Below are 11,810 nucleotides of genomic sequence, written 5' to 3' on the forward strand. Positions count from 1 at the left end.
CCGCCAACGACAAATCGGCCACCTTGAAATCGATGCCGTTTCGAACCTCAGGGGACAGTGCATTTTCGGTCGTCGTCATAACGGTGTTTCTTCCTTTTCCGGCTCGCTCGGATCCAAGCGGTAATTAGCTTAGGTATGTTCTTGCGCCACTGTAGTCGCGGGTGGCCGCGCGCCACGGATCAGGGAAGGGCTCAGGGAACGTTGACGACGCCGTGACGCTCGGCGAACGGCGTCATCAACCGGGCCAGGTCGGCCGCCACATCGTGATTGGCCTCGGGCGGCATCGACACGTAACTCAGCGCCAGCCGCACGATGGCCCGCGCCAGCACACCGGCGTCCTCGTCGCTGGTGGCCACCCAGCTGTGCGTCAGCGCCGAGGTCAGCCGTTCGGAGGCGCGGGTGATGATGGGGGCGCTGTCGGTGGTGATGATCTGCAGCAGGTCCGGCTTGGCCACGCCGGTGAGCAGCGAGATCACCAGGGGGTCCGCCGACAGCTCGGTGAACAGGTCGCGGAAACCCTGCAGAAACGCCTGGTAGATGTCGCCGACGTTGGCTCCCAGCGCGGCGTTGACGGCGTCGACGAGCCGGTCGGCCAGGCGCAGGCCGTATCCCTGCGCCAGGCCCTGGCGGGAGCCGAACTCGTTGTAGATGGTCTGCCGGCTGATGCCCGCGGCGCGGGCGACGTCGGACAGGGTGATCGCCGACCAGTCCCGGGTCAACAGCAGGTCCCGCATCGCGTCGAGCACCGAGTCGCGCAGCAGGGCGCGCGACGCCTCGGCGTACGGCATCCGCTTCACAGGCGCGACAATAGCGGCTCTCGCTGCATCGTCGCCGGCGGTCACGAGCGGGCGATCTCCACCATCTCGAAGTCGGTCTTCGCCGCGCCGCAATCCGGGCAGCTCCAGTCCTCGGGGATGTCGTCCCAGCGGGTGCCGGGGGCGATGCCGTCCTCCGGCCAGCCCTTGGCCTCGTCGTACTCGAATCCGCACTGCACACAGATGAAGAGCTTGAAGTCGTCGCTCACTGGTTCACTCCTTCTCGGATCTCGGTGAAATCGGCCTTCTCGCGCACCGCACAATCGGGGCAGCACCAGTCTTCGGGGATGTCAGCGAACGACGTGCCCGGCCGAAAGCCTTCCCGCGGTGCGCCTTTCGCTTCGTCGTAGGTGTAGCCGCAGCCGGGGCAGCGATAGGCGGTCATGCCACGCCCGCCTGGGTGGCCCCGTAGCGCGCCAGCAGCTTCTTGCGCAGTCTGGGCGCCACATTGACCCGGGTGATGTCGCCGTCGTAGTGCGCGAGCACCCGGTGGTCCATCACCTTGCGCCACAGCGGCGGGAAGTAGGTGAGGGAGATCATCGAGGCGTACCCGCTCGGCAGGTTGGGCGCACCCGTCATGCTGCGCAGCGTCTGATACCTGCGGGTCGGGTTCGCGTGGTGATCGCTGTGCCGCTGCAGGTGGTACAGGAACAAGTTGGTCACCACGTGGTCGGAGTTCCAGCTGTGCGCCGGGGTGCACCGCTCGTAGCGGCCGCTCGAGTTCTGCTGCCGCAGCAGGCCGTAGTGCTCCAGGTAGTTGACCGACTCCAGCAGGCTGAAGCCGAAGATCGCCTGGACGATCACGAAGGGGATCAGCGCAGGGCCGAAGATCGCGATCAGCGTGCCCCACAGCACCACCGAAATCAACCAGGCGTTGAGGACGTCGTTGGACAAATACGTCTTGGGGTGCCAGGGGCTGGCGCCCTGCCGGCGGATCCGTTGCGCCTCCAGCCGCAGCGACGAGCGCAGGCTGCCGAATACGCTGCGCGGCAAGAACTCCCAGAAGGTCTCGCCGAAGCGCGCCGACGCCGGGTCCTCCGGGGTGGCGACGCGCACGTGGTGGCCGCGGTTGTGCTCGATGTAGAAGTGCCCGTAGCAGGTCTGCGCCAGGGTGATCTTGGACAGCCAGCGCTCCAGCGAGTCCTTCTTGTGGCCCATCTCGTGAGCGGTGTTGATGCCGACGCCACCGAGCACGCCGATCGACAGCGCCAGCCCGAGCTTGCCCGCCCAGCCCAGGCCGCCGTCGGAACCGGACGGGAAGCCCAGCCAGCTCAGGTCCGAGGCGGTGAACAGGTAGGCGCCGAAGATCACGCTGAGGTACTGAAACGGAATGTAGACGTAGGTGCAGTAGCGGTAGTACTTGTCGTTCTCCAGCCGCTCCATGACCTCGTCGGGCGGGTTCTGCCCGTCGGGCCCGAAACGCAGGTCGAGAATCGGCAACAGGACCCAGAGCAGGATCGGCCCGATCCACAGCGGCACCTGCGCGGCGGTGTGCCAGCCCAGCCGGTTCAGGCCCCATACGAGCGGCAAGATCACGAACAGCGCCGTCGGGGCGATCAGGCCCATCAGCCACAGGCGGCGCTTCTTGTCCCGCCAGACGAGCGGGTCGGATTCCTGGCTCAGTTGCGGCTCGAATGTGGTCATATGCCAAACCTCCTTGTGAGTCACACCACGTTGAGGTTGGACAATACCGCCGTTTGCGTCTTCTGTCTAGACAAACATTGTAGTTTTGTAAAGCGATCAGGGCACGGGACTGTGCGGATCGGTCTCGAGCTCGTCACTGGGCTCGGCCTCGGCCGCGGTTTCCTCCCGCCGGCCCTGCGCCGAGTGCCAGTAGCCGTACCCGGCGTAGATCGCGGTGCCCACCACCAGCCACACGCCAAACCGGACCCAGGTCAAGGCGGTGAGGTTGAGCATCAGCCACAGACACGCGGCGATCGACGTGATCGGCAGCAGCGGAACCCACGGCGCCTTGAAACCACGTTCCAGGTCCGGCCGGGTACGGCGCAGGACCATCACGCCGGCCGAGACCAGGACGAAGGCGAAAAGGGTTCCGACGTTCACCATCTCCTCGAGCTTGGTGATGGGAAACACCGACGCGGTCACCGCCACCACCAGGGCGACCAGCACGGTGATGCGCACCGGGGTGCCCCGCGAACCCGTCTTGGCCAGCGACCGCGGCAACAGCCCGTCGCGCGCCATCGCGAACAAGACCCGGCACTGGCCGAGCATCAGCACCATCACCACGGTGGTCAGCCCCGCCAGCGCGCCGATGGAGATGATCTTGCTCGCCCAGTGGATGCCGTTCGCGGTGAAGGCGGTGGCCAGATTCGCCTGCCCGTGGCCCCGGACGGTCTTGAGTTGGGTGTAGGACACCATGCCGGACAGCACGATGGCCACGGCGACGTAGAGCAGGGTCACGATGCCCAGCGACGCCAGGATTCCCCTCGGCACGTCGCGCTGCGGATTCTTGGTCTCCTCGGCCATGGTGGCGACGATGTCGAACCCGATGAACGCGAAGAACACGATGGACGCCCCCGCCAGGACGCCGTACCAGCCGTAGTGGCTGCTGTGCGCGCCGGTCAGCAACGACAAGACGGACTGGTCGATGCCCTTGGCCTCGCCACCGGCTTCCGGCTTGGGGATGAACGGCGAATAGTTGCCACGCTTGATGTAGAAGGCGCCGACCACCACGACGAAGATCACCACCGACACCTTGATGGCGGTGACCACCGCGGAGAACCGAGACGACAACTTGGTGCCCAACGCGATGAGGGTCGCCACCCCCGCGACGATCACCAGCGCACCCCAGTCGACCTGGGCACCGCCGACTGTGGCCGTACCACCGCCGAATCCGAACACCGTCCCCAGATAGCTCGACCAGCCCTTGGCCACCACGGCGGCACCGATCGCCAATTCCAGCAGCAGGTTCCAGCCGATGATCCAGGCCAGGAACTCCCCGAAGGTGGCGTAAGAGAAGGTATAGGCGCTACCGGCCACCGGGAGCATCGAGGCGAATTCGGCGTAGCACAGCGCGGCCAGCGCGCAGGTGCCCGCCGCGATCACGAACGACACCCAGATGGCCGGGCCCGTGATGTCGCCGGTCGTCGACGCGGTGACCGTGAAGATGCCCGCGCCGATCACCACCGCGACGCCGAACACGACCAGGTCCCGCCAGGTCAAGTCCTTGCGCAGCTTGGTATCCGGATCGTCGGTATCGGCGATTGACTGCTCGATCGACTTGGTCCGCCATCGACTGGCCATGCATTCGCCCTTTCCCAACACTGGGAGCCATTGGTCCGTCACAGTACTGGGTACTCTCCGCCAATGCCGGACAGCACAGCAACGGTGCGCGACCATGCCGTCGTCATCGGGGGCAGCATCGCGGGCCTGTGCGCGGCGCGGGTGCTTTCCGATTCGTATTCGCGGGTGACCGTGTACGAGCGCGACGAGCTGCCGGCCGCACCGGCGAGCCGGGCGACGGTGCCCCAAGACCGGCACCTGCACATGCTGATGGCGCGCGGGGCGATGGAATTCGAGGACCTGTTCCCCGGCCTGCTGGACGACATGGTGGCCGCCGGCGTGCCCAAACTGGAGAACCGGCCCGACTGCATCCACCTGGGTGCCGCGGGCCACGTGCTGGGCACCGGGCACACGCTGCGCGACGAGTTCACCGCCTATGTGCCCAGCCGCCCGCACCTGGAATGGCAGTTGCGCAAACGGGTCCACGACATCGACAACGTCACGGTGGCGCGGCGCTCGGTGGCCGAGGCGCGGTTCGACCGGGCGCGACAACGGGTGACCGGTGTGCTGCTGGATCCGGCCGATACCGAAAGCAACGACCAGGAGTTCGTGGCGGCGAACCTGGTCGTCGACGCGGCCGGCCGCGGCACCCGCCTGCCGGTGTGGTTGACGCAATGGGGATTCCAGCGTCCGGTCGAACAGGAGATGGACATCGGCATCCATTACGCGACCCAGCAGTTCCGCATCCCCGACGGGCTCATCGCGGAGAAGGTGGTGGTCGCCGGTGCCTCCCACGACCAGTCGCTGGGGCTGGGCATGCTGTGCTACGAGGACGGCACCTGGGTCCTCACCACGTTCGGCGTGGCAAACGCCAAACCGCCGAAGACCTTCCCAGACATGCTGGAGCTCGCGCGGCGGCTGCTTCCGGCCCACTTCAACGCCGCGCTGACGCGCGCCGAGCCGCTGGGCGAGCCGGCGTTTCACGCCTTTCCGGCCAGCAAGTGGCGGCGCTACGACAAGCTGGAGCGCCTGCCGGCGGGCATCCTCGCCTTCGGTGACGCGGTGGCCAGCTTCAATCCCACCTTCGGGCAGGGCATGACGATGACCTCGCTGCAGGCCGGTCATCTGCGCCGGGCGCTGCAATTGCCCGACGATCAGGTTGCCGCCGCGCTGAACCGGGCCACCGCCAAGAGCACCTTCCCGGTGTGGACCATGAACGCGATCGGCGACGTCACGTTCCACCATGCCGGCACCAAGGGGCCGATCCCGTGGTGGTGGCGGCCCTCGGGTGCGCTGTTCGACCAGTTCCTGGGCGCCGCCGAGACCGAACCCGTTCTGGCGGAATGGTTCTTGCGGCGCTTCTCCCTACTGGACAGCCTCTATATGGTTCCGCCGCCGCGGATCGTCGGCCGGGCCATGGCGCACAACCTGCGACTGTGGCTGGGCGAGCGGCGCGAGGCGCGGCGGGCCGGCAAAGAACGGGCCGTCACAGCCCGACCGTCGCCCTGAACAGCTTGGTGGGTTCATGCGCGACCAGCCGGATCGGGGCGTCGTCGGCCGCCACCCAGGCGGCCATCCCCCGTTTCAGCGTCAGCGAGCCGGATTTGCCGTGCACCGTCGTGGCGCCCTGGCTGCACAACAGGATCTGCGGGCCGTCGTGGCTGCACGTCGCGTCCACCTCGTGGCCGACGTACTCGTCGTCGAGCTCCAGCAGCGCGACGGCGAACTCGTCGGTCGGTGTCTCATAGATCAGGCCGAAGCCTTCGCGGCGGACGTGCGGCCGCAGCTGCTCCTCGGTGGTGGGCGCGAAGTCCAGCACGCGCAGCAGCTCGGGCACATCGACGTGCTTGGGGGTCAGGCCGCCGCGTAGCACGTTGTCGGAGTTGGCCATCACCTCCACCGCGAAGCCGCGCAAATAGGTGTGCAGATTTCCGGCGGAGACGAAGATGGCCTCGCCCGGAGCCAGGGTGACGCGGTTCAGCAACAGCGCCGCCAGCACCCCGGCGTCACCCGGATAGCGTTCGCCGAGCTCGAGCACCGTCTTGGCCTCGGCCGCGAATTCGGTTGCCCCCGAACTGAGGTACGCGATGGCGCCGTCCAGCACGGCGGTCACCAGCACGTCGATGTCGGGCTGCGGCGCGGTGATCCACGTGGTGAACAGCGCGCGCAGACCGTCGGCGTCGGACTGGTCGTTCAGCAGGTCGATGAAGGGGTCCAGGTCGGAGACGGCCAGGGCCCGCAACAGCTCGATGGTGCGCGAGGCCTGACGGAATCCGGCCAGCGCCTCGAACGGCTGCAGCGCCACCAGCAATTCGGGCTTGTGCGACGTGTCGCGGTAGTTGCGGACCGGCGAATTCAGCGGAATGCCGACCCGCTCCTCGCGCATGTAGCCCTCGGCCGCCTGGGCGGCACTGGGGTGGGCCTGCAGGGACAGCGGCTCGTCGGCGGCCAGCACCTTGACCAGGAAAGGCAGCACGTCGCCGAAGCGCGCCCGGGACACCGGTCCGAGCTGTCCCTCCGGGTCGTCGACCAGCGCCTCGAGCAACGTGATCTCGCCGTTGTCCGTTTCCAGCCAGGCCGGATCGCCCGGGTGCGCCCCGAACCAGAGCTCGGCCTCGGGATGCGCAGCCGGTACCGGACGCTCGGTGAATTCGGCGATGGCGGTACGCGAACCCCAGGCGTATGTTCTCAAGGCCCCGCGAAGCAGTTCCACTGTGTTATCTATCCCCGCACCAGTCGCATATAAACCGCGGCCATCTCCAGCCGGACGGCCAATACTGCCAGTTGCTGCTCGGGGTTACCGGGTCCCCCCAGAGCCGGCGAAACGCCGTAGCCGGCCGAGCCGCCGGGCCCGTCCGGCACGTCCTCGGCGGCGAGCAGGTACACGTTGTCCAGTCCTGCGGTCCGGGCGGCCACGCCCGCCTGCTCGGCGGCCAGCACGACGGCCAGCACCCGCAACCGCTCCGGCAGCGGTCCGTCGATCTCTTCGTCGTGAAACAGGGCGGCGTCGGGCTCCTCGAAACCGTCCGACGCCGCGGCGTGCAGGGCGACCAGCGCGTCCGCCAGCCCGGTCGCCGGCGTCACCTGGTTCGCGACCCGCAGCAGCACCGAGCTGCCGTGCCGGGCCAGCGCCAGCGTCGCGGCGCCGTCGCCCGCCAGCGCCACCTGACGTTCGGCGACCCGGGCGGCCAGCAGCTTGGCCGGATTCGTGAACAGCTCGCGGCCGGCGCTGTTGCGCAGCGCCTCGGCGTCCAGCTCGTCGGCGAGCATCCCCAGATCGACGTTAGGTCGCGGGTCCACGGCGTGCACCACGGCCAGTCCGGCGGCCAGATACCGGCACAATCCGAATTCGTCGGGGACCCACAGCCGGGGCGCCAGCACGGCCGCGCGCCCGGCGGTGGCGTCGCGCAATGGGCCCTCATACGGCGCTGCCACCACCACCCGGGCACCCCGGCGCAGCCCGGTCGCTGCGGCGGCGGCCAGCGCGGGATCGCCGGGATCGCCGCCCGCGACGATCAGCACGTCGAGCGGGCCCACCCACGGCGGTACCTCACCGACGAGAGTGAAGGGCTGCGACGCCGCTCCCCCCAGAGTCGCGGCCAGCATCGTCCCGGCGGTCTCGGCGGTGCCGCGCCCGCCCACCCAGACGATGCTGCGCGGACGGTCGTCGGCCCGCAGCGGGTCCAGCGCATCCTCCGTTACCGCGGTCGCGATCGCCCGCACCTGGGCACCGGCCGACGACGCGGCCCGCAGCAGGCCGTCGCGGTCGGCGGTCAGCAGGCCTTCGGTGTCCTCGAGATCGATCGCACGGGTGGGGTTCACGGTGCGGCCTTCACGCCCGCACCGGTAGCCGGGGCGGCGGTGATTTCGGCACTGATCTGGGCGACCACCGCGGCAACGTCCTCGGCCGTGCGCGCCTCCACGTTCAGCCGCAGCAACGGCTCGGTGTTGGAGCTGCGCAGGTTGAACCAGCTGCCGTCGCCCAGGTCGGCGGTCACCCCGTCCACGTGATCGAGGGAGTGGATCCGGGTGCCGAACGACTTCAGCACCGCTTCGGTGCATTGCCCGGCGTCGGCCACCGTGAAGTTGATTTCGCCGGACGATTCGTAGCGCTGGTAGTCCGCGGTCAACTCCGACAGCGGGCGGTCCTGCTCGCCGAGGGCGGCCAGCACATACAGCGCCGCCAGCATTCCGGAGTCGGCGCCCCAGAAGTCGCGGAAGTAGTAGTGCGCCGAATGTTCCCCGCCGAAAATCGCGCCGGTGTCGGCCATCAGCGCCTTGATATAGGAGTGCCCCACCCGGGACCGCAACGGCGTGCCGCCGCGTTCGGCGACCAGTTCGGGCACCGCGCGCGAGGTGATCACGTTGTGGATGATCGTCGCGCCGATCTCGCGGCCCAGCTCGCGGGCCGCCACCAGGCTGGTCACCGTCGACGGCGACACGGGGTTGCCGCATTCGTCGACGACGAAGCAGCGATCGGCGTCCCCGTCGAAGGCCAGCCCGATGTCGGCGCCGGTCTCGCGCACATAGGCCTGCAGGTCCACCAGGTTGGCGGGGTCGAGCGGGTTGGCCTCGTGATGGGGGAACGAGCCGTCGAGCTCGAAGTACAACGGCGCCAACGTGATCGCGCCGATCGGCCCGAGCACGGCCGGCGTGGTCAGACCGGCCATGCCGTTGCCGGCATCCACGGCCACCCGCAGCGGGCGCAGCGTGGAGGTGTCCACCAGCGACCGCAGGAACTGCCCGTAGTCGGCCAGCACGTCGCGATCGCCGACGGTTCCGGGTTGCCCGTCGTAGCCGTCGACGCCGGCGATCACGTCGTCGGCGATGAGGCGCAGCCCGGTCTCGGCGCCGACCGGTTTGGCCCCCGCCCGGCACAGCTTGATGCCGTTGTAGGCCGCCGGGTTGTGGCTTGCGGTGAACATGGCACCGGGGCAGTCCAGCAGCCCGGAGGCGAAGTAGAGCTGATCGGTGGACGCCAGGCCGATGCGCACCACGTCCAGTCCCTGGCCGGTCACCCCGGCGGCGAACGCGGCGGCCAGGGTGGGCGAACTGTCGCGCATGTCGTGGCCGATCACGACCCGGCGGGCACCTTCGGCGCGCATGAGTTTGGCGAAGGCCGCGCCCAGATCGGTGACCAAGGGCTCGTCGAGCTCTTCGCCGACCAGCCCACGCACGTCGTAAGCCTTGACGACACGGTGGACAGTCGCGGCGGGCCGAGACATGCGGGACTCCTGACGACGTGAACTCTTGGCCGTCAGCCTATCGGGCCGCGGAGAGCTGGAGCCGCCGCGGTGCGTGCGGATTTCGCGTCCGGCTAGTCGCTGGGGTCGGGCAACACGCGCAGGTGTCCGCGGCGCCGTCCGGACCGATGCTCGGGCGGCGCCAGCACGCTGCTGCTGGGCGCGGTGGCCTGGGCGCCGCCGTGATGGAGGTGCGAATCGGCGAAGCCGTGCACCGGAGTCACCGCGCCGGAGTAGGGCACGCCGCGATCGCCGCCCTCGCGCACCGCGTCGGCGAGGGCGACCAGGTCGTCCTCGTCAGGGTGGGCGGGCTCAGAAAAGAGGGGTCCGGCATGGCGCACCAGCTCCCACCCGCGGGGAGCGGTGATCCGGCCGGCATGGTTGACGCACAAATCCCACGAATGCGGTTCCCGCACGGTCGCCAACGGACCGACGACTGCCGTCGAGTCCGAATAGACGAACGTCAGGGTCGCCACGGCGTAGTGCGGGCACCCGGGCCGGCAACAGCGACGGGGAACGTTCACGATCGAAAGGCTATCGTGCGCAAACGCCGCCGAAGCGCCGGACACGCGCAACTCCGGGGCCCTCGATGTGCAACCGTTACCATCGGCCCAATGAGTGAATCCCGCGGCGATTCGCGCAGCTCCCCGCGAGGAGATCGGTTTTCCGACGGATCGGCTTCGCGCCGAACCGCTACCCGCCGACCCTTCCGCCGCGGCCGCGACATGCGCGGCCCCCTGTTGCCCCCGACCGTGCCGGGGTGGCGCAGCCGTGCCGAGCGCTTCGACATGGCGGTGCTGGAGGCCTACGAACCCATCGAGCGGAGCTGGCAGGATCGGCTGGCCGAACTGGACGTGGCGGTCGACGAGATACCGCGGATCTCGGCCAAGGATCCTGACAGCGTGCAGTGGCCACCCGAGGTGATCGCCGATGGGCCGATCCCGCTGGCGCGCTTGATCCCGGCCGGCGTCGACATCCGCGGCAACTCCACGCGGGCGCGAATTGTGTTGTTCCGCAAGCCAATTGAACGACGGGCCAAAGACACCGTCGAACTCGGCGACTTGCTGCACGAAATCCTGGTGGCCCAGGTCGCCATCTACCTCGACGTCGAGCCGTCGGTCATCGATCCGACGATCGACGACGAATAACTTTCGTTACATGCCGCACTGAGCGCGCGTTGCGCCGCGTGTGCGTCAGATTATGCCGCGCTTGAGGCGCCGGCGCTCGCGTTCGGACAAACCGCCCCAGATACCGAAGCGCTCGTCATGCTCGAGGGCGTACTCGAGGCACTCATGCCGCACCTCGCAACCCAGGCAGATCTTCTTCGCCTCGCGGGTGGAGCCACCCTTTTCCGGGAAGAAAGCCTCGGGGTCGGTCTGGGCGCACAGCGCCCGGTCCTGCCACTGGTCGGCCGCGGGCTCCGGCATGGGGTCGGGCTCGAATGCGATTGGGGCATCAGGGACCACGGTCAAATGCGGCCGAGCGGGGCGGTCCAGTGCCAGGTCGATGTCGGTGTGCGGCGTGCTTGTCATTGCGCCTCGAAACGTTTCGTAAGACATACGGTCGTCCGCCTCCTCAGCTTGATTGAGAGAGAGAGTGATTGGTTTCCCTGTTCTGATGTACAGACAATTCGAACAAGTGATCGAATCTCGGTCTGCGACACCGGAGTCGGCCGGCCAACCGGGAAATGACACTGATGTGATTAGACACGGGTTGATCTGCCGGGTCAAGCATTACGGCGCATTTCCATACCATCTCGTGATCGAATTTCGGCGTTTCTGTTGTTTTGAGCCTTCGGCGTGTCGATCACAGGGCCCCCATCTTCCCCACAAGCGGTGGGGAAGCTCAACTTTGAGGCAGCCCCGATGGGCCCGCCACTGCACGGTCGCCGGGCAGTACTGTCGTGCAATGTGAAGGTCACCGTTCTGGTCGGTGGGGTTGGCGGCGCCCGCTTCCTGCTGGGGGTTCAACAGCTGTTCGGGCTGGGTCAATTTCAAACGCAACGGCGTCCGGACACGGAACCCGGCAGTCACGAGCTGACGGCGATCGTCAACATTGGCGATGACGCCTGGATCCACGGACTGCGAGTCTGCCCCGATTTGGACACCTGCATGTACACCTTAGGTGGAGGTGTAGATCCGGAACGAGGGTGGGGGCACCGGGACGAAACCTGGCACGCCAAAGAGGAATTGGCGCGCTACGGGGTGCAGCCGGACTGGTTCGGACTCGGCGACCGCGACCTGGGCACCCACCTGGTGCGCACCCAAATGCTCAACGCCGGCTACCCCCTGTCGCAGATCACCACCGCGCTGTGCGACCGATGGCAACCCGGCGCGCGGCTGCTGCCGGCCAGCGACGACCGCTGCGAGACACACGTGGTGATAACCGATCCCGCCGACGGCAACCGGCGGGCCATCCATTTCCAGGAGTGGTGGGTGCGCTACCGGGCCCGGGTGCCCACGCACAGCTTCGCCTTCGTGGGCGCCGAAAAGGCGGCCGCCACAACTGA

General features: G+C 68.1%; 13 protein-coding genes. 3 read left to right on the top strand and 10 right to left on the bottom strand.

The features are described from left to right. Positions 1 to 191: 191 nt before the first annotated feature. The 5 genes from A5782_RS21995 to A5782_RS22015 form a co-directional block, all read right to left on the bottom strand. Positions 192 to 788, bottom strand: coding sequence for a TetR family transcriptional regulator (locus A5782_RS21995; RefSeq protein WP_082943052.1), 597 nt, complete (start codon positions 786 to 788; stop codon positions 192 to 194). A gap of 50 nt (positions 789 to 838) precedes the next feature. Continuing rightward, positions 839 to 1,024, bottom strand: coding sequence for a rubredoxin (locus A5782_RS22000; protein ID WP_067104206.1), 186 nt, complete (start codon positions 1,022 to 1,024; stop codon positions 839 to 841). Continuing rightward, the gene (locus A5782_RS22005; protein ID WP_067104207.1) at positions 1,021 to 1,200 is read right to left on the bottom strand and encodes a rubredoxin; all 180 of its coding nucleotides are present in this window, start codon (positions 1,198 to 1,200) and stop codon (positions 1,021 to 1,023) included. The genes A5782_RS22000 and A5782_RS22005 overlap by 4 nt, the downstream gene beginning before the upstream one ends. After that, the gene (locus A5782_RS22010) at positions 1,197 to 2,459 is read right to left on the bottom strand and encodes an alkane 1-monooxygenase (RefSeq protein ID WP_067104208.1); all 1,263 of its coding nucleotides are present in this window, start codon (positions 2,457 to 2,459) and stop codon (positions 1,197 to 1,199) included. The genes A5782_RS22005 and A5782_RS22010 overlap by 4 nt, the downstream gene beginning before the upstream one ends. 96 nt (positions 2,460 to 2,555) lie before the next feature. Continuing rightward, positions 2,556 to 4,079: an amino acid permease gene (locus A5782_RS22015; protein WP_067104209.1), complete on the bottom strand. Its 1,524-nt coding sequence runs from the start codon at positions 4,077 to 4,079 to the stop codon at positions 2,556 to 2,558. Positions 4,080 to 4,142: 63 nt separating this feature from the next. Between A5782_RS22015 and A5782_RS22020 the strand changes: the two genes are divergently transcribed. Continuing rightward, positions 4,143 to 5,567 (top strand): NAD(P)/FAD-dependent oxidoreductase, encoded by a 1,425-nt coding sequence (locus A5782_RS22020; protein ID WP_067104210.1) that lies wholly within the window; start codon positions 4,143 to 4,145, stop codon positions 5,565 to 5,567. Here A5782_RS22020 and manA read toward each other — a convergent pair. The 4 genes from manA to A5782_RS22040 form a co-directional block, all read right to left on the bottom strand. Then, complete coding sequence (gene manA, locus A5782_RS22025; RefSeq protein ID WP_067104211.1) at positions 5,545 to 6,771, bottom strand: mannose-6-phosphate isomerase, class I; 1,227 nt, start codon at positions 6,769 to 6,771, stop codon at positions 5,545 to 5,547. The two genes, A5782_RS22020 and manA, sit on opposite strands and share 23 nt — an antisense overlap. Positions 6,772 to 6,779: 8 nt before the next feature. After that, complete coding sequence (locus A5782_RS22030; RefSeq protein WP_067104212.1) at positions 6,780 to 7,880, bottom strand: TobH protein; 1,101 nt, start codon at positions 7,878 to 7,880, stop codon at positions 6,780 to 6,782. Next, positions 7,877 to 9,283: a phosphomannomutase/phosphoglucomutase gene (locus A5782_RS22035; protein WP_067104213.1), complete on the bottom strand. Its 1,407-nt coding sequence runs from the start codon at positions 9,281 to 9,283 to the stop codon at positions 7,877 to 7,879. Before A5782_RS22035 ends, A5782_RS22030 begins: the two co-directional genes overlap by 4 nt. Before the next feature lie 92 nt (positions 9,284 to 9,375). After that, a complete protein-coding gene (locus tag A5782_RS22040; RefSeq protein ID WP_197694306.1) occupies positions 9,376 to 9,825 on the bottom strand; it encodes a DUF3499 domain-containing protein in 450 nt (149 codons plus the stop codon). A gap of 201 nt (positions 9,826 to 10,026) precedes the next feature. On the opposite strand from A5782_RS22040, the gene A5782_RS22045 reads away from it, so the two are divergent. After that, a complete protein-coding gene (locus A5782_RS22045; RefSeq protein WP_065029840.1) occupies positions 10,027 to 10,449 on the top strand; it encodes a metallopeptidase family protein in 423 nt (140 codons plus the stop codon). 45 nt (positions 10,450 to 10,494) lie between these two features. Here the strand turns inward: A5782_RS22045 and A5782_RS22050 are convergent, their stop codons facing one another. After that, positions 10,495 to 10,833 carry a WhiB family transcriptional regulator gene (locus A5782_RS22050; RefSeq protein ID WP_067104215.1) on the bottom strand — a complete coding sequence of 113 codons (339 nt, stop codon included), beginning with the start codon at positions 10,831 to 10,833 and terminating at the stop codon, positions 10,495 to 10,497. A 378-nt stretch (positions 10,834 to 11,211) separates the two neighbouring features. Here A5782_RS22050 and cofD point away from each other — a divergent pair. Continuing rightward, on the top strand, positions 11,212 to 11,810 hold a 599-nt coding region (gene cofD / locus A5782_RS22055), incomplete at its 3' end, for a 2-phospho-L-lactate transferase (RefSeq protein WP_067104216.1).

The organism is Mycobacterium sp. 852002-40037_SCH5390672, from assembly GCF_001665875.1.
Taxonomy (GTDB): Bacteria; Actinomycetota; Actinomycetes; order Mycobacteriales; family Mycobacteriaceae; genus Mycobacterium.